A 17,320-nucleotide genomic window follows, 5' to 3' on the forward strand; every position below is an offset into this window, starting at 1 on the left:
AGGTGTTAGCAGAAAAAGCTAACATCTTTTTTATTCAAATAGAGCGTCTAGAGTTAAAACGTCTAAAACACCATCTACAAAAAGGTTGTTTTTTTCTTCAAAATCTTTAATCGAATTTAAAGTTTCAAGCTTATAAACCCCATCTAATTTTATATTGAATCCCTTTTGATTTAATTGCTTTTGAATTTCAAATATCAAAGCACTTTTATACCCATAAAGCATTGTTTTATCAGGATTAAACATACTTTTAATTTTATTGATTGCAATTGATTTTTGGTGAGATTTTAAGTCGGTTCCGGTATTTTCTAAAAACTGAATTTCTTCATTAGACAAACCTCTCGTTTTTAATACAGCAGATTTTTCTAATTTACTTTCATAAAATTTAATAGTTGCAACTTTATCTGCATATTTTTTAACGGCTAATTTGGTTTCTTCTGTATCCTCTTCAGGAGTTCTAACATCAATATTATTAGCTGTCCACTGCAGTTTTACAAAACTATTTAAATCTTCAATAGCTTTATAATAATTGATAACCGTTTCCTGGTTGTAATAAGCGTTATCTATTTCTTTTGTCGTTTTATAATCAACATTAGGAGAATTGAATCTTTTATATTGAGAATATTGTCCGTAACCAATAAAAAAGGCAATAATCAATAAAAGTAAAATAATTAATTGTTTCATAAGGTTTGATTATTGTCTATTAGGTATTAACAAAAATAAGCAAAAGAAAAGGTTAGGAGTGTTTTCTATTAGAAGAATCTCTAATAAGTAATTCTACATCTAAAATCTTTTTGGTAAGTGTTTGTTTTACAACATCATTTTTAACATGTTCTAAAAAAGAAAGTGCAGCTAGTTTACCAATTTCCTCACTATGTTGCTCTATACTTGTAATAGAAGGAGTAACCATAGAACTAAAAGGTTCATTACCAAAACCAACCAAAGCTATTTCATCCGGAATACTAATTTTTTCTTCATTTAACACTTGTAAAGCACCAAGAGCGGCATAATCTCCAGCTACATAAACAGCATCTGGTCTATGATCTAATGCTAGTAATTGATGCATTTTTTCTCTACCATCTTCAGTTGTTAAGTTACTTTCTATCAATAACTCATCTATGAGCGGTAAGTTGTGTTTATTTAAAGCATCTATATATCCTTTAATTCTGTTGTTAAAAATTCGGGTACGTTTAAAACCACCAATATGTGCAATTCTTTTACATCCTTGTTCTGCAAGATGTGCTACTATTAAATGACTGCTATTGTAATCATCTATACCAATATAATCTACATTTAAATCATTTTCTCCACGATCAAATGTGATCAAAGGAATTCCTGCTTTTTTAACTTTTTCAAAATAACTTAAGTCCACAGTTTCATTTGCCATGGAAGCAATAATACCATCTACTTGAGTAAATAATAAAGTATCTATACTAGCACATTCTTTTTTAAAAGATTCGTTAGATTGGGTGATAATAATGTTATAGCCTTCTTTATTTAGTACTTCTTCTATATTTTGTATTACAGAAGAAAAAAAATTGCTATTTGTTCTAGGAACAATTACCCCCACTAGTTTACTTTTTCCACTTCTAAGAGCACTTGCTAGGTGATTTGGTTGGTAGTTTAGGTTTTTTGCAACTTGTCTAACGGCTTTTTTTGTTTTCTCACTTATTCGAGAATCGTTATGTAATGCCTTAGAAACAGCTGCTGGAGAGATGTTTAAAACACTTGCAATATCTTTTATGGTAGTTTTCTTTTTGATAATACTTTTTTTTATATATTTGCTTAATCGATTAAGCAAATGTAATTCGATATTTAATATAATCAAAACGATAGTTCATTTCTTTCCTTTTGATTTTATTTTGAAACATTGCTTAAACGTTTAACCAATTAACTATAATATTAAAAAAAGGATTAAAATGGCAAAAGTAGTAACATTTGGAGAGATCATGTTAAGATTAGCTCCTCAAGGATTTCTAAGATTTTCACAAGCAAATAATTTTGATGCAGTTTACGGAGGTGGAGAATCTAATGTAGCAGTATCATTAGCAAACTACGGAATTGATGTAGATTTTGTAACGCGTTTACCAAAAAATGATATTGGTGAGTGTGCAATGATGGAAATGCGTAAAAGAGGTGTTGGTGTAGATAAGATTGTTTATGGAGGAGACCGTTTAGGAATTTATTTCTTAGAAACTGGAGCTGTATCTAGAGGATCTAAAGTGGTTTATGATAGAGCGCATTCTGCTATTGCAGAAGTAGAGTCTGGAATGATCGATTGGGATGCAGTTTTTGAAGGATGTGAATGGTTTCATTGGACAGGTATTATCCCTGCAATTTCTCAAGGTGCAGCAGATGTAACTTTAGAAGCTTTAAAAGCAGCTAGTGCAAAAGGAATTACTATTTCTACAGATTTAAACTACCGTGCAAAATTATGGAATTTCTGTGATGATGCTCATAGAGAGTCTATTATGACTGAATTAACTTCTTACTGTGATATCGTTTTAGGAAATGAAGAAGATGCAGAAATGCATTTCGGAATTAAGCCTGATGGAGCGGCAGTTCAAACAGCAGGACATGATGTAAAAGCAGAAGCTTTCTTATCTGTTTGTAAGCAAATGATGGAGAAATTTCCAAGAGCTAAAAAAGTAATTACTACTTTAAGAGGTTCTATTTCTGCATCTCACAATACTTGGGCAGGAGTTTTATATGATGGAAATGAAATGTTACAAACGCGTCAATACCAAATTACAGATATCGTTGATAGAGTAGGTGGTGGAGATTCTTTTATGGGAGGTTTAATCTACGGATTATTAACATACCCAGATAACGATCAAAATGCATTAGACTTTGCAGTTGCTGCATCTTGTTTAAAACACACTATTAAAGGTGATGCAAACTTAGTTACAGTTGCAGAAGTAAATAAACTTATGGGTGGTGATGCATCTGGAAGAGTAGCTAGATAAATCTAGTTTTTTGTTTAACTGTTAAGTAGTTTACACTATTTAACAGTTAAATAAATTTATAACTGTACATATACTAACTTTAAAATCAACGATATAATATGAAGAAATCTATAGCTATAATGTGTGGAGGTGGTCCTGCTCCAGGAATTAATACAGTAATTAGTACTGTTGCTAAAACCTTTATGAAAGATGGTTATGAAGTTATTGGTGTTCATCATGGATATCAAGGATTGCTTTCGGAAAACCCTGAATTGGAGATTTTTGATTTTCATCGTGCAGATCGTATTTTTAGTAGAGGTGGTTCTAGTCTTATAATGAGTAGATTTAAACCTAAAGACAGTGATTTTAAAGCAGATTTTTTTAAGAAAAATAACGTAAAATTATTGGTTACTATTGGAGGAGATGATACTGCTTCTACTGCAAATAGATTAACCAAATATTTAAAAAGTGAAGCATTAGACGTTAGACATATCCATGTTCCAAAAACAATAGATAACGATTTACCTTTGCCAGATAGAAACCCAACATTTGGTTTTCATACAGCAAAAGATGAAGGTGTTCGTATTGGAAATACCGTTTATGAAGATGCTAGAACCAGTCAAAACTGGTTTGTAATGTCTGCAATGGGACGTTCTGCAGGACATTTGGCGTTTGGAATTGCTTCGGCATGTCATTTTCAAATGGTGATTATTCCAGAAATGTTTAACAAAACAACGATTACATTTGAGAAGTTAATCAATATGATTATTTCTTCTATTATAAAATGTAAGGTTATGGGGGTAGAATACGGTGTCGCTTTAATTAGCGAAGGTGTTTTTCACTTTATGGAAGAGAAAGAAATTATCAATTCAGGGATTAACTTTACTTATGATGATCACGGACATCCAGAATTAGGAAACGTAAGTAAATCGCATATATTTAATTACTTACTGCAAGTTAAATTAAAAGAAATAGGATTAAATATTAAATCTAGACCAGTAGAATTGGGATATGAATTAAGATGTTGCAATCCTATAGCGTTCGATTTAACCTTATGTACTTTGCTTGGTATTGGAGTTAAAAAATTATTTGATCAAGGTGTTACAGGTTGTATTGTAAGTGCTAATTCTAATGGAGATATTTCACCTTTATATCTAAAAGATTTTGAAGATGAAAATGGTAAAATTCCACCAAGATTAGTAGATATCAATTCTGATATGGCACAATTATTCATACAAAACTTATTCTTTTTAAAAGAAAAAGACTATGAAAATGCGAAAAAATATGTTACCAATCCGGAAGCATACGATTTCAAAAAAATATTAAACTGGGTATAATATTTAATTCGTGTAATTGTTTAATTGTTAAATTAATTGCAATTTTAAATTACGTAATTAAACAATAACCAAGTAAAGGATTAAACAAACAGTTAAAAAAACACAAAATAAAATGGCACAATTTTCAAGATTAGAAGTAGCGCAAGTAATGAAAGAAACAGGAATGATTCCTTTATTTTTTCATAACGATATAGAATTAAGTAAAAAAGTATTAAAAGCATGTTACGATGGTGGGGCTCGTTTAATGGAGTTTACAGCACGTGGAGATTTCGCTCACGAAGTTTTTGGAGCGTTAACTAAATACGCTATTGCAGAATTACCAGGTATGATTATGGGAGTTGGATCTGTAACAGATGCAGGAGCAGCATCTTTATACATGGCTTTAGGAGCAAACTTTATTGTAACTCCGGTTTTAAGAGAAGATATTGCAATTGCTTGTAACCGTAAAAAAGTATTATGGTCTCCTGGTTGTGGTACTTTAACAGAAATTACTAGAGCAGAAGAATTAGGATGTGAAATCGTAAAATTATTTCCTGGTGATATTTATGGACCACAATTTGTTAAAGGAGTAAAAGGGCCTCAACCTTGGACTAGCTTAATGCCAACAGGTGGAGTTTCTCCAACGGAAGAAAATTTAAAAGGTTGGTTTGATGCAGGTGTAACTTGTGTTGGAATGGGATCTAAATTAATTTCAAAAGAAATTATTGCAAATAAAGATTATGCTAAATTAGAAAAAGATGTGAGAGCAGCTTTAGCTATTGTAAAAGCAGTAAGAAAATAGTCTAAACTATTTAATACAAAAAGCTCCAGCTGAAAAGTTGGAGCTTTTTTGTTTTTACAATTAAATGTGGTCTATACTTTTTTGCATTTCGTCGATACTTTAACATTCCTGACCAACCACCTAAATAATGCTCAATTAAATTATCTTAGATTTGTATACATAAATTAAAAACCTCTGAAATGTCTAAGACCTTAAAAATATTATTAATTGAAGATAATCTAATTGAAATAATGAAAATGAAAAGAACACTTTCATTATTAAAATTAGAACATACAATTCAAGAAGCTAAAAATGGTGAGGAAGCATTAAAAATTTTAGAAGATAAAAGTAATTTTCCTGATTTAATTTTATTAGATTTAAACATGCCAAAAATGAGTGGTATAGAATTTTTATCTATTCTAAAAAAGGATGAAAGTATACAGCATATTCCTACTGTAATTTTAACCACATCAGATAATCAAAGAGATTTAGACCAATGTTATAAAATTGGGGTTTCTGGTTATATTTTAAAACCGTTAAAATATGATGATTATGTTCATAAAATTGAAAAAGTTTTATCCTATTGGAGTACAAATGAATTAAAAAAATATTAAAGATGAAGGGGATAGTTTTTACAGAGTTTTTAGATTTAGTTGAGGAAAAGTTTGGTTTAGAAATGGTTGATAAAATTATTTCTCAATCAGAATTAGCCTCTGAAGGAGTGTACACATCTATAGGAACCTATAGTTTTTCTGAAATGTTACAATTGGTAACTAACTTAAGTGGTAATACAGGTATCTCTACAGATGATTTACTTTTGGTTTATGCAGAACATTTTTTTTCCGTTATAAAAACGAGTTATCCTGGTCTTTTAGAAACATATAAAGACCCAATAGAAATGTTAGCTTCTATAGAAAATCATATACATGTAGAAGTTCAAAAAATATATCCAGATGCAGAACTACCAACATTTGTTGTAGAAGAAAAAACAGATAACTCTATTACAATGCTTTATAAATCTAGCAGAGCAATGCATCACTTTGGATTAGGTTTAATGAACAAAACTTTTGAACATTTTAATGCAAAGGCATCTATTGTTTTAGAGAAAATTAAAGAAGACGGAACAGAAGTAAGGTTTATTGTCCACAAAATTTAAAAAAGGTTTTATTTATATCAGAATTTTTTATGAGCTAAAAATAAATTAAATTTAAGAGCTATATTATAAAAGAAATATAAAATGAATACCCCTTTAAAAGAAAATCAAGACCAAATAGGAATATTACAGCGCGCTCTAAAACGCGAAAAAGCAGCAAGGAAAGCTGCCGAAAAAATTCTTGAAGATAAGTCTAGAGAATTATATTCTAAATCTGAAGAGTTAACAGAACTTTTAAACGAGAAATCATCTACACTAGAAGGAGTTTTTAAAAACATTAATGATGCATATTTAGTTATGGATTTATATGGAAATGTTTTAAAGATGAATGAAGTTGCTGTAGAAGTTTTTGGCTATGATATAAATAAAGAGGCATTTAATCTTTCGAAAATTGTTTATAAAGAAGATTTAGAATATACCGCTAAATCTTTTAATAAATTATACACAGAGGGTTCTTTTAATGATTATACCGCAAGAATTGTTGATAAGAATAATAATCTAAAGTGGATAGAAGTAAATTGTTCTTTAATTTATAATAAAGAAAATAAACCAATTGCTGCCCAAGGTATTATTAGAGATGTTAGCGAATGGGTAAGGATGAAAAAGCAATTAGAAGATCAAAAACACCAATTAAGTATTATTATTAATAACTCTCCTATTGGTATTACTTTATCTAGAAATGATCAAAAAGGATTATTATTAATAAATAATTCTTTAAAAGAAATGTTAGGTTATTCTTCAGAAGAATTTGATAATATTAAAGTTGGAGACTTAACACACCCAGATGATATAGAAAAATCTAAAAAACTAACAGATCAACTTTATAAGGGAGTAATAAGTACTTACAATTTAGAAAAAAGATATATAAAAAAGAATGGCGATGTTTTATGGGCAAAAGTTACAGTTACTGCCGTAAAAGATGACAATAATATTATTAACTATAATGTAGTTACCGTAGAAGATATTGAGAAAGAAAGATTAGATAAAGAAAAAATTATAGAATCAGAAAATAGATTATCTGCGCTTGTTTTAAATTTAAATAGTGGTATTATTTTAGAAGATGAAAATAGAAAGATAGTTTTATCAAATACCAAATTTTGTCAACTATTTAATATAGATGTACAACCAACTGATTTAATAGGTATGGATTGTAGAGAAGCATCTGAACAGAATAAAGTGTTATTTAAAGACTCTTCTAATTTTGTTCAAAGAATGAATGAAATTGTAGAAAATAAAGTAGCTGTTTTTGGTGAAGAACTAGAAATGGTTGATGGTAAAATTTTAGAACGAAATTATACACCTGTTATTGTTAACGGTAAAATAAAAGGTTATTTATGGGCATTTAGTGATGTAACCTTAGAGAAGAAATACAACTTAAGTTTAGAGGTAGAAAAAGAAAAATACAGCAATATTATAGCTAATATGAATTTAGGATTGCTAGAGATTGATATAGATGATCAAATTTCGATGGTAAACCAAAGTTTTTTAGAAATGTCTGGTTATGCCAAAGAAGAATTATTAGGAAAAGTAGGTCGTGATATTTTTACATTAAAAGGTAGTCCGGAGGTTTTAAAAAATCAAAAAGAAAAACGACTTAGAGGTGAGTCTACTTCTTATGAAATTAAAACGGAAAATAAAAAAGGAGAAACTAAATATTGGTTGGTAAGTGCTGCTCCTAATTACAATTTATTTGGAGAAAATATTGGGTCTATTGCCTTGAGTCTTGATATTACAGAAATTAAAAAATTAGAATTACAAAAAGAACAAATTTTAAAAGAATTAGAAAACAGTAATGAACATTTGCATGAATACGCACATATTGTTTCTCATGATTTAAAATCTCCGCTTAGAAGTTTAGAAGCTTTAATTTCTTGGATTAAAACAGATAATGAAGGAAAATTTGATGAAATAACACTTCAAAATTTTGACCTTTTAGAAACGACACTAGAAACTATGGAAAAATTAATTTCTGATGTTTTAGAGTATTCGAGTGCAGGTTCTATTACACAAGAAGATGAAGAGGTAGATTTAAATACTACGCTATGCGATTTACAAAAGGTTTTATTTATACCAGAAAATATTTCTGTTAATGTCTTAAAAATATTACCGATAATAAAAGGAGATAAAACAAAATTTCAGCAGTTATTTCAAAATTTTATAAGTAATGCAATTAAATTTTGTGACAAAGAAATAGGGATTGTAGAAGTAGATTATATAGAAGATACTACTTTCCATCAATTTTCTATAAGAGACAATGGTATTGGAATTGAAAAGAAATATCATGATAAAATTTTTGAAGTTTTTACCTCTTTAAATAAAAGAGAAGATTCAACAGGAATAGGGTTGTCAATTGTAAAAAAAATAATTGACTTACATGAGGGAGCTATTTGGTTAGAAAGTGAACCAAATAAGGGAACTACTTTTTATTTCACCATTAAAAAAACTTAAATGAAAACCGTACAACTTAAAAAACATAAAAATGCTGATTGGAAATACTTATCGGAAAATATAACTTTAAAAGCACCGTTAGTACTTGTATTTGGAAATAGATATTTATTAGAAGATGAAATTATTTTTGAAGAAATTAGAGACAAATTTAAAGACGGACATATAGTTTTTGGTTCGGCTTGTGGAGATATTTCATCAGAATCTATTGATGATGAAAGTATTACTATTACAGCTATAGAGTTTGAAAAAAGTAATTTTATTATTAAAACTACAAATGTTTTAAATGCTGCTTCTGATGCTAAAGTAGATAGTTTTAAAGTTGGAAAGGATTTAATTAGCCAATTTTCTGAAGAAGGTCTAAAGCACATTTTTGTAGTTTCTGAAGGTAGTTTTATAAACGGTAGTCAATTAACAGAAGGCATGAATTCGGCTACAGATAATAACTTATTAATTACTGGAGCTTTGTGTGGTGATGATGCTAGATTTGAAAAAACAATAGCTTCTTATAACGAAAAACCAAAACCAGGAGAAATAGTTGCCATTGGTTTGTATGGAGAATCTTTGGAAATAACATTTTCTATTAATGGAGGTTGGACTCCTTTTGGACCAGAACGAATTGTAACAAAATCTGAAGGAAATACGTTATATGAATTAGATAACTTACCAGCATTAGATTTATACAAAAAATATTTAGGAGAAAAATCTAAAGAATTGCCAGGAGCAGCCTTATTGTATCCATTAAATGTAAAAACAGAAAATGGACACAATACGATTGTAAGAAGTATTTTAAATATAAACGAAGCTGAAAATTCTATGATTTTGGCTGGTGATATCTTAGAGAATTCTAAAGTACAATTAATGATGACCAATGTAGATAATATTGTAAATGCAGCAGAAAAAGCGGCTAAAAGTGCGCTAGAGTTTAGAAATAAAAAACCAGAATTAGCAATTTTAGTAAGTTGTATTGGTAGAAAATTGGTTTTAGACCAAAGAGTAGAGGAAGAGGTAGAAGAAGTGATAGAAGTTGTAGGATATACAACAACAATAACAGGCTTGTATTCTTATGGAGAAATTGCTCCTTTTATTGGAGAAAATAGTTGTCAACTTCATAACCAAACCATGACAGTTACACTAATAAGCGAATAATGAATTCTTTATTAAAAAGACAAATAAGAAAGTATCTACCCCAGGAATTGCAATCTAATGAAGATTTAGAGCGGTTCTTAGATGCTGTTGATAAATCTTATACTACTTCAGAAGAGCAGTTTTTAATGCTTCAGAGAGCTACTAAATTTAGTTCTGAGGAGCTATTTTGTGCAAATGAGCAACTTAGAGAAGAATCTGATTCTCAGAAAAAAGTAATCTCAAAATTAGAAAGTGTCATAGACAAATTACAGTTTTATGATTTAAAAAATAACCGTCCTAAAGAAAGCGTAGATTCTTTAAAATTGGTTGACTTTATTGATGATCAAACTAAAGAAATCATTAAAATTAATCAGCAAAAAGATAAACTTTTAAGAAATTTAGAACGCCAAAATCAGGAATTAAATGATTATGCTCACATGGTTTCTCATGATTTAAAATCTCCTCTACAAAGCATTGAAGCTTTGACTGCATGGGTCTTAGAAGATTATTCTGGGGTGTTAGATGCTGCCGGAAAGGAAAATTTACAATTTATTAGAGACAATGTAGAGAAAATGGATACACTTGTAAAAGGAATTTTAGAATACTCTACAATCGGTAGAATGGAAAAAGATATTTATGATGTAAATTTAAATGATTTAGTAAATAACTTAAAAAAGAAAGAAGAAAAATTAAATAGCGCTACTTATATAATTCCTGAAAGATTACCTACCATCAAAGGTGATAAATTTAGATTAGAGCAATTATTTTTACATTTATTAGATAATGCTGTCAAATTTAATGATAAAAAAGAACCTACGGTAGAAATAGGTTTTACTGAAGATTCTGATTTTTGGAAATTTTACATAGAGGATAATGGAAATGGAATTGATAACAAATATTTTGATAAAATATTTGTTGCATTTCAAAAATTAGAAGATGATTATAAATCTACTGGAATAGGATTGTCTATCGTAAAAAAAATTGTTGAAGTATATAATGGAGAAATTTATTTAAAATCTGAGCAAAATGTGGGTTCTACTTTTTACTTTAGCATAAAAAAATAAAGATGGAACAACCAAACTTAATATATATAGAACAATTAGCAAGAGGAGATGAATCTATTAGAACAGAGCTTATTGGGGTGATTAAAACAGAGTTTCCTGAAGAAAAGAAAGAATACCATAATAGCTTAGAGCATAAACAATTTAAAAAAATTGAAGAAAATGTTCATAAGATTAAACATAAAATTAGTATTTTGGGACTTGAAAAGAGTTACGAAATGGCAAATAAGTTTGAACATAATCTTAGAGAACAAAGTTTAGAAGGTCAGGAAGATTTTGATAAAATTTTAAAAGCAATTTCAGACTATATAGAAACTATATAAGTTTTATGAATTGTATTATTATTGATGATGAAAAAATGGCAAGGGCTATTATAAAAACCCTTTGTAATGAAGTTAAGTCGTTAAACGTTGTTGAAGAGTTTTCTGGAGCTATTGAAGCCATGAAATATTTGATAGAAAATACGGTAGATTTAATTTTCTTAGATATCCATATGCCTGGTTTTAGTGGATTAGACTTTATAAAAACTTTAAAAAACCCACCTAAAATTATCTTAACAACTTCAGATCCTAAGTTTGCCATTGAAGCTTTTGAGTATGATTTTATTATAGATTATTTATTGAAACCGTTAGAATTTCCTCGATTTAAGAAAGCTATTCTTAAAGCAGAAACTAAAACGATTTCTATTAATGAACCTAAAAAAGAAGTTGTTGACTCTAAAAAAGTTGATAACGATTTTTATATTAATATCGATCGTAGATTAATAAAAATAGACTTACCAAGTATTTACTTAATAGAAGCTAAAGGAGATTATATTAAAATAAAAACAGAAACCAAAGATTATACGGTTCACTCTACACTTAAAAAGATAGAAGAGAAGTTGCCTGAATCCCTTTTTTTAAAAATACATCGTTCATATATCATCAATATTAAAAAAATTATAGATATTGAAGATAATAGTGTCTTAATCAAAAAAGATGTTATCCCTGTTAGTAGGTCTAAACGTCCAGAATTAATGAAAAGACTAGACTTACTTTAATGCTTGTCTAAACAAGTCTTACAGCTCATCTATAGTTAAAGTGTTAGTGGCTAAAAGTTTATAAACCACCTTTACTTTGTGCTTATTTTTGTGGTATAATGAAACATATCATAGAAAAAATAGTGCTAATTCTCCTTTTAATAACAATTGGAAACACAAATGCTCAAACAGACAAAAGTAATTTTGTTGGTGGAGATCGTGTGAAAAATAAGCAACAATTTTATAAAAAGAATTCTACAAATTCTTTTATCGATTATTTACCAGAAACAGGAATGAATCATACAGAAACAGCATTAGTTTCGATTCCTGAAAAACTTGTTGTAAATAAAAATATAAAAGATTTTTTGTCGGTAGTTTATTATCAAAGAGAACATAAAGTAGCTTCGGTTGTAGCAACAAAAACAGAAGGCGGTATTTATAATCATTTTAAAGCAATTTGTAATAGGTTTAATGGCGTTAGTTTAGACAGTATTAATACAATTTTAATTAAAGAACACAAATTAATAAAAACTAAAATTAGCAACGTCTCAGGTGAATCAGAATATACTTTAAGTTTTTCTATTAACACACATAGAAAAGAGCATGAATTGTTTAGTTTTTGGAACATAGACCAATATCCTTCGAGTAATTATCAAAATTATTTTATTTGGGGAAGTTCTTTCGCTCAGGTTTATTCAATAGCAGAGTATATTATAGAACAGCATACTGAAAAAAATAACTTAAAAAGTACTTTGGTACCTAGGGTATTACCTAATGTTTTTGTGAAAAAAGGAACTTATTCTAACGGTATTGTTCATTTAAATTTGGTAAATAGAACACAAGAGAAATCTGTTAATTTTGTTGGTAATATAGCAGAAACTGAGATTGCAGAGCATGTTAAAGTGGCTAATACGTTTTCTCTATCAGGAGCATATAATGAAGTTTTATCAATACAAACAGGCGTTTTATTTGATATTGGTTTTTATTTAGAAACTTCTTCTTCTTCTCAAAAAGATGATTTGTATTTGGCAGGTGGAACATGGGGTTTAGATTATTTAAAAGAATATGTAACGGTTTCAGACTTTGAAGTACATACTTTTGAAAGAGAATTAAAAGAGGATGTATATGAGGTAGAAAGAAGTGTTAAGGCTATTGGAGAGGTGAAAGGAAATATTAATTTATTTAGACACCTTTTACCTGAAAATAAAACTTTAAATGTAACTCAATATGACTTGATTAATTTTAATATTAAAAATAATGAGCCTGTAGAAATAGTACTTATGTCTGGTGAAGATAGAGCTTGGGAAAATAGGTTACGTTATACAATTCCTGTAAATTCAGAAGAAAAAAGGTATAGTATTTCATTCTTAGATTTTGTAGATCATCAAGGAAATCATGTAAATATTTCAGATATTAAAACTATTGTATTTTCAATTATAGGTGATTATACCAATTACAAACCTTTTAATTTTGATATAAATAAAATAGCATTTACAACAAATAGTAATTTAAGTACAGATGATCTTATCCTAGAAAATAATAACAAATTAATAAATTACCCTAATCCTTTTACGAGTTCTACAACAATTCAACTTTCAGCAGCTTCTAATGATATTCAAATTCAAGTTTATGACTTAATGGGTAGAGTAGTAGATATCCAAAAAATAAGCAGCCGTTCTTCTTTTACAAAAGTACAATACAATGCTCCTCAATTAAAAAAAGGAGTTTATAAATATAATTTGATTGACGATGAATACAAGCAACATTCCGGAACCTTTATCGTCAAGTAGTCCCCCAATTTCTAGAAGGAATGTTATTAGGCGAAAGAGAAATCTTTTGCCTTATTTTTTATATAAAGGTTTTCTTAAAAAAATCCATTTAAATCTTACACCAAACTCTGTATATGTAAAACCAACAGAACCTGCAGTGGCAACAGCAGAAGCAATATTACTTTGTAATCCGTAGATATTTAAGAGTGCGCGTTCGGAAAACTTATAGCCTAATTTAGCTTGAACCCTATAGGTGCTAAGAGCGTCATCATCTTCTATGTACTGCAAACCAGTAGCCGCCGTTAATCCATAAAACCACTCCTTGTTTTTTGCAGCCGCTTCATCTTTAATAAGATTAACAAAAATCTCTACAGCATTAAATTTACTAGGACTAAAATAATTATCTCTAGATTCTTTAAAAGAGATGTTCTGGTAATTAAATCCTGCTTTTATAGAAGGTTTTGCAAAAATATTATAGTAAAGAGAAGTAAATAATAGGTTTCTAGCGTTGTCATCACTTTGCCAAGTGTAATAATACTGAGTAAACCAACCTAAATTAAAGTTGGTATTTAAGCTATAATTTAAAATAAGATTATTTTGCACAATTTCATCATTCAATAATGCTGCATTAAAATTCTGAACATCTCTTTTGTATCCTAATTCTAAGCTTTGAAGCTTAAATGGTTTTATATTAAGTGAAATATCTGTTAATAGTTGATTGTATTTTTTTGATTCTGAATCAGAAGAAGTAACACCAAAACTACCTTTTAAGGTTAGGTTATTTAGTAATTGATAAGAAACACCTAACAATAAGTTATTTGTAGTGGCTTTTAATGAGTCAATTTGATTATTAAGAGTTGTTCTAAAGTTATAGTTTGCTAAAATTTTAAACTTTGTAGAAAACGGAACTTCAGCTTTTAGGTCGTATGCATTTGCTTCGTTATTTCCATTATCATAAGAATAAGAATATTTGGTTTCTACATACGGAGTAAAACTTAAATCTAGTTCCTTTATAAAATTAGAGGCATCTTTTTGTTTTTCATAAAAAACTAAAGTGTTTTCTGCACTTTTATAAGCATTATTATAATAGCCAGATGCTTTTAAAGCATTTGCTTTTCCTAAATTACCATCAAAAGAAGCACTGTCTTTTTTTAAGATTAAATTATAATCATTAATACTTTTCTTAAAATCACTTTTATAAATATTAAGTGTTGCTCGTAAAGAAAGCATCCAGTTTTCTGGGGTTTTATTATCATCTAATAGTTTATCAATTTCAGTTTTGGCAGACGTATATTTTTTATTCCAAATTAAAGCTTGAATGTATCTTTCTATCGTTTGATTTTTTAAGGTTTCAGAGGTGTTTTTATCAATACTTTTTAGCGCTGTTTTGCTTACAGTTAATGCTGTTTTATCATCACCATCTAAGTGATGTGCTAAAGCTATTCCATTTAACGAAATAAGTTTATCTTCTGGCTTTTTACCTATAATTTCATAAGTGTTTTTTGCTTTTTCTATTTGTTTAGAAATTAAATATAAATTAGCAAGGTTTAGTAATGTTTCTTTATCGTCTTTAAATGAAGTGAAATTTTCTTTTAAAATGGTTTCTGCTTCCTTATATTTTTGATCACTTACTTTCTTACTTGCCAATCCTAATCTCATATATTTTTTAGAAACCAGTGCATTCGGGTTTCCAGGCAATACTTCTAAGGCTTTATCTACATTGATTAATGCATCTTCAAATTCTTTTAAATTAGATAGCGTATTTGCATATCCTAATAAAGCAGCAAAGCTTTTATCATTTTCTTTTAATAATGTTTGATAATAAATTTTTGCATCAGGGTAATTTTTACTCCAAAGCAAAGACTCTGCATAATTAAGTTTTACTTCAAAATCTGTAGGGTAATCTTTTAATAAGTTGGTAAAAAGTGTTACGGCAGCAGTAGCTTTCCCATTTAAACCAATAGCTCTTCCGTAACAAAGTCTGGCCGTTTTATTTGTAGGATACTCTTTTAATATGTCTTTAAAAAAAACTTCGGCCTCCTTGTATTTACCTGTTTCTAAATAGGTAAAGCCTTCTTGCATGTCTTGACTAAAACTTTGTATACTAAAGAAAAGAAAGAAGATCAGTGTTGAATATATAAATTTCATAGATTTTGATTTAGCTTTGGCAAGTTAAGCATTAGTAATTAATCATTAAACTATATAAAAGTGTTTTTCAACCTAGAAATGTATTATTTTTAAAGGATCTAGATGATATTTGTCTAAGTATTACTTAAAAATTGAATGTTACTAATATCAGTAATTTTTGACTAATTGTAAAATAATAAAAGAATACTAGTGATTGTAAAGAAATTTATAATAATTTTAAAAGCCTAAATAGGATCATAAATTAGCAAAAAAATGCAAGAAATTATAAGGTTTGTAAAAAAAGGTATAAAACCTGAACAATTATTTATGCTAAGTGTGCTCTTAGTAAACGGAGGTAATTATATATATAATTTAGTTTTAGGAAGGGTTTTAGGTCCTGAGAAATTTGCAGATGCTGCTATTTTAATTACTTTTTTATTGGTTTTATCTTTTGTAGCCATGACTTTTCAGTTGGTAACAGCTAAGTTTTCTGTACTTTTTGAGGATAGTATTTTTTCGGGTTTTATTTCTAAAATTTATAAAAATGCTTTATTTACAGGAATTATTTTAGGTATTGCAATCATTGTTTTTGCTACACAATTACAACATTTTTTTAAAACGACCTCTTCTACAATGTTTGTTATTTTTGGAGTTGGTGTACCATTTTACTTTTTAATGAGTGTAAATAGAGGTGTTTTTCAAGGAAAGCAGGAATTGAAATCACTGTCTGTAACTTATCAATCAGAAATGATGAGTAGGTTATTATTAACATTTGCCTTGTTGTATTTTCTAGACATAGATTCTTCATTGATAATTGCTATTGGTATTTTTTTCTCCTTTGTTTTTGGGTTAATTCCTTTTAGAACGAGTAACTTTTCTTTATTCAAACCTTTTAAATTAGACAATGTCAATAAGAAATTGGTAAAGAATTTTTTTATTATTACGGCGTTTTATGAGTTAACTCAAATTATTATAAACAATAGTGATATTTTGCTAGTAAAACATTATTTTGATTCTTATGAAGCAGGTTTGTATGCTTCTTTAGCTTTAATAGGTAGAGTTGTTTATTTTATTGCTTGGATGTTTGTAATGTTACTTTTGCCAACAGTAGTTCAACTTAAAAAAGAAGGAAAAGATACGTTACCTATCTTATTAAAATATGTAGCATATATTGGCTTTATAGCTGCAACTATTGTAATTAGTTGCTTTTTCTTTCCCAATGAAATTATTAATATTTTATTTGGTAATGAATACGTGTCTGTAGCGTCATTACTATGGAAATATGCATCAGCAACAGGTATTTTTGCAATTTCAAACATATTTGCTTATTATTATTTATCATTAGACAAGTATGTGCCCGTTGTTCTGTCTGGTATTTTTGGAATGTTACAAATTGTTTTAGTTGTACTTTTTCATGAAAGTTTAGAACAAGTTGTACATGTGCAAATTATAGCAATGGTTTTATTATTAATAGTACAACTTAGTTTCTTTTTTTTTAAAGATTCTAAGTCATCCAAAAACCCAAAAGAAATAACCTAAAAGCAATGTCTATAGATATTTTCCAATCAACTATATATAAT

Annotated in this window: 15 protein-coding genes; 12 read left to right on the forward strand and 3 right to left on the reverse strand. The window is 28.5% G+C overall.

Annotated features, from left to right (window positions below; all coding sequences use genetic code 11):
• Window positions 1–30: 30 nt before the first annotated feature.
• Together H0I28_RS03505 and H0I28_RS03510 are read right to left on the reverse strand one after the other, a co-directional pair.
• Entirely contained in the window at window positions 31–681 is a 651-nt protein-coding gene (locus H0I28_RS03505; protein WP_218760503.1) for a peptidoglycan-binding protein, read from the reverse strand.
• Window positions 682–733: 52 nt separating this feature from the next.
• Window positions 734–1,762: a LacI family DNA-binding transcriptional regulator gene (locus H0I28_RS03510; RefSeq protein ID WP_218761573.1), complete on the reverse strand. Its 1,029-nt coding sequence runs from the start codon at window positions 1,760–1,762 to the stop codon at window positions 734–736.
• Window positions 1,763–1,916: 154 nt separating this feature from the next.
• Here H0I28_RS03510 and H0I28_RS03515 point away from each other — a divergent pair, with 154 nt between their 5' ends.
• The 11 genes from H0I28_RS03515 to H0I28_RS03565 all read left to right on the forward strand — a co-directional run bounded on the left by H0I28_RS03515 (window position 1,917) and on the right by H0I28_RS03565 (window position 13,634).
• Window positions 1,917–2,963, forward strand: a complete 1,047-nt coding sequence (locus H0I28_RS03515) for a sugar kinase (RefSeq protein ID WP_218733404.1) — start codon at window positions 1,917–1,919, stop codon at window positions 2,961–2,963.
• Between the two features lie 98 nt (window positions 2,964–3,061).
• A complete protein-coding gene (locus H0I28_RS03520; RefSeq protein ID WP_218752866.1) occupies window positions 3,062–4,279 on the forward strand; it encodes a 6-phosphofructokinase in 1,218 nt (405 codons plus the stop codon).
• 112 nt (window positions 4,280–4,391) lie between these two features.
• Window positions 4,392–5,060, forward strand: a complete 669-nt coding sequence (locus H0I28_RS03525) for a bifunctional 4-hydroxy-2-oxoglutarate aldolase/2-dehydro-3-deoxy-phosphogluconate aldolase (RefSeq protein WP_218733408.1) — start codon at window positions 4,392–4,394, stop codon at window positions 5,058–5,060.
• Window positions 5,061–5,239: 179 nt separating this feature from the next.
• Complete coding sequence (locus H0I28_RS03530; protein WP_218760504.1) at window positions 5,240–5,653, forward strand: response regulator; 414 nt, start codon at window positions 5,240–5,242, stop codon at window positions 5,651–5,653.
• A gap of 2 nt (window positions 5,654–5,655) precedes the next feature.
• Window positions 5,656–6,195, forward strand: coding sequence for a heme NO-binding domain-containing protein (locus H0I28_RS03535; RefSeq protein WP_218760506.1), 540 nt, complete (start codon window positions 5,656–5,658; stop codon window positions 6,193–6,195).
• Between the two features lie 81 nt (window positions 6,196–6,276).
• Window positions 6,277–8,640: a PAS domain S-box protein gene (locus tag H0I28_RS03540; RefSeq protein ID WP_218752868.1), complete on the forward strand. Its 2,364-nt coding sequence runs from the start codon at window positions 6,277–6,279 to the stop codon at window positions 8,638–8,640.
• Window positions 8,641–9,786, forward strand: a complete 1,146-nt coding sequence (locus tag H0I28_RS03545; protein ID WP_218760508.1) for an FIST signal transduction protein — start codon at window positions 8,641–8,643, stop codon at window positions 9,784–9,786.
• Window positions 9,786–10,829 (forward strand): ATP-binding protein, encoded by a 1,044-nt coding sequence (locus H0I28_RS03550; protein WP_218760510.1) that lies wholly within the window; start codon window positions 9,786–9,788, stop codon window positions 10,827–10,829. Before H0I28_RS03545 ends, H0I28_RS03550 begins: the two co-directional genes overlap by 1 nt.
• A 2-nt stretch (window positions 10,830–10,831) precedes the next feature.
• Window positions 10,832–11,149 (forward strand): Hpt domain-containing protein, encoded by a 318-nt coding sequence (locus H0I28_RS03555; RefSeq protein WP_218752874.1) that lies wholly within the window; start codon window positions 10,832–10,834, stop codon window positions 11,147–11,149.
• Between the two features lie 5 nt (window positions 11,150–11,154).
• Entirely contained in the window at window positions 11,155–11,865 is a 711-nt protein-coding gene (locus H0I28_RS03560; RefSeq protein WP_218733422.1) for a LytTR family DNA-binding domain-containing protein, read from the forward strand.
• Window positions 11,866–11,963: 98 nt separating this feature from the next.
• Window positions 11,964–13,634, forward strand: coding sequence for a T9SS type A sorting domain-containing protein (locus H0I28_RS03565; protein WP_218760512.1), 1,671 nt, complete (start codon window positions 11,964–11,966; stop codon window positions 13,632–13,634).
• A 51-nt stretch (window positions 13,635–13,685) separates the two neighbouring features.
• On the opposite strand, the gene H0I28_RS03570 is transcribed toward H0I28_RS03565, so the two are convergent.
• Window positions 13,686–15,761, reverse strand: a complete 2,076-nt coding sequence (locus H0I28_RS03570; protein ID WP_218760514.1) for a lipopolysaccharide assembly protein LapB — start codon at window positions 15,759–15,761, stop codon at window positions 13,686–13,688.
• A gap of 252 nt (window positions 15,762–16,013) precedes the next feature.
• Between H0I28_RS03570 and H0I28_RS03575 the strand changes: the two genes are divergently transcribed.
• On the forward strand, window positions 16,014–17,279 hold the full coding sequence (locus H0I28_RS03575; protein WP_218752880.1) for an oligosaccharide flippase family protein: 1,266 nt from the start codon (window positions 16,014–16,016) through the stop codon (window positions 17,277–17,279).
• The last annotated feature ends 41 nt before the right edge of the window (window positions 17,280–17,320 follow it).

This window comes from Polaribacter sp. AHE13PA (assembly GCF_019278505.1).
Taxonomy (GTDB): Bacteria; Bacteroidota; Bacteroidia; order Flavobacteriales; family Flavobacteriaceae; genus Polaribacter.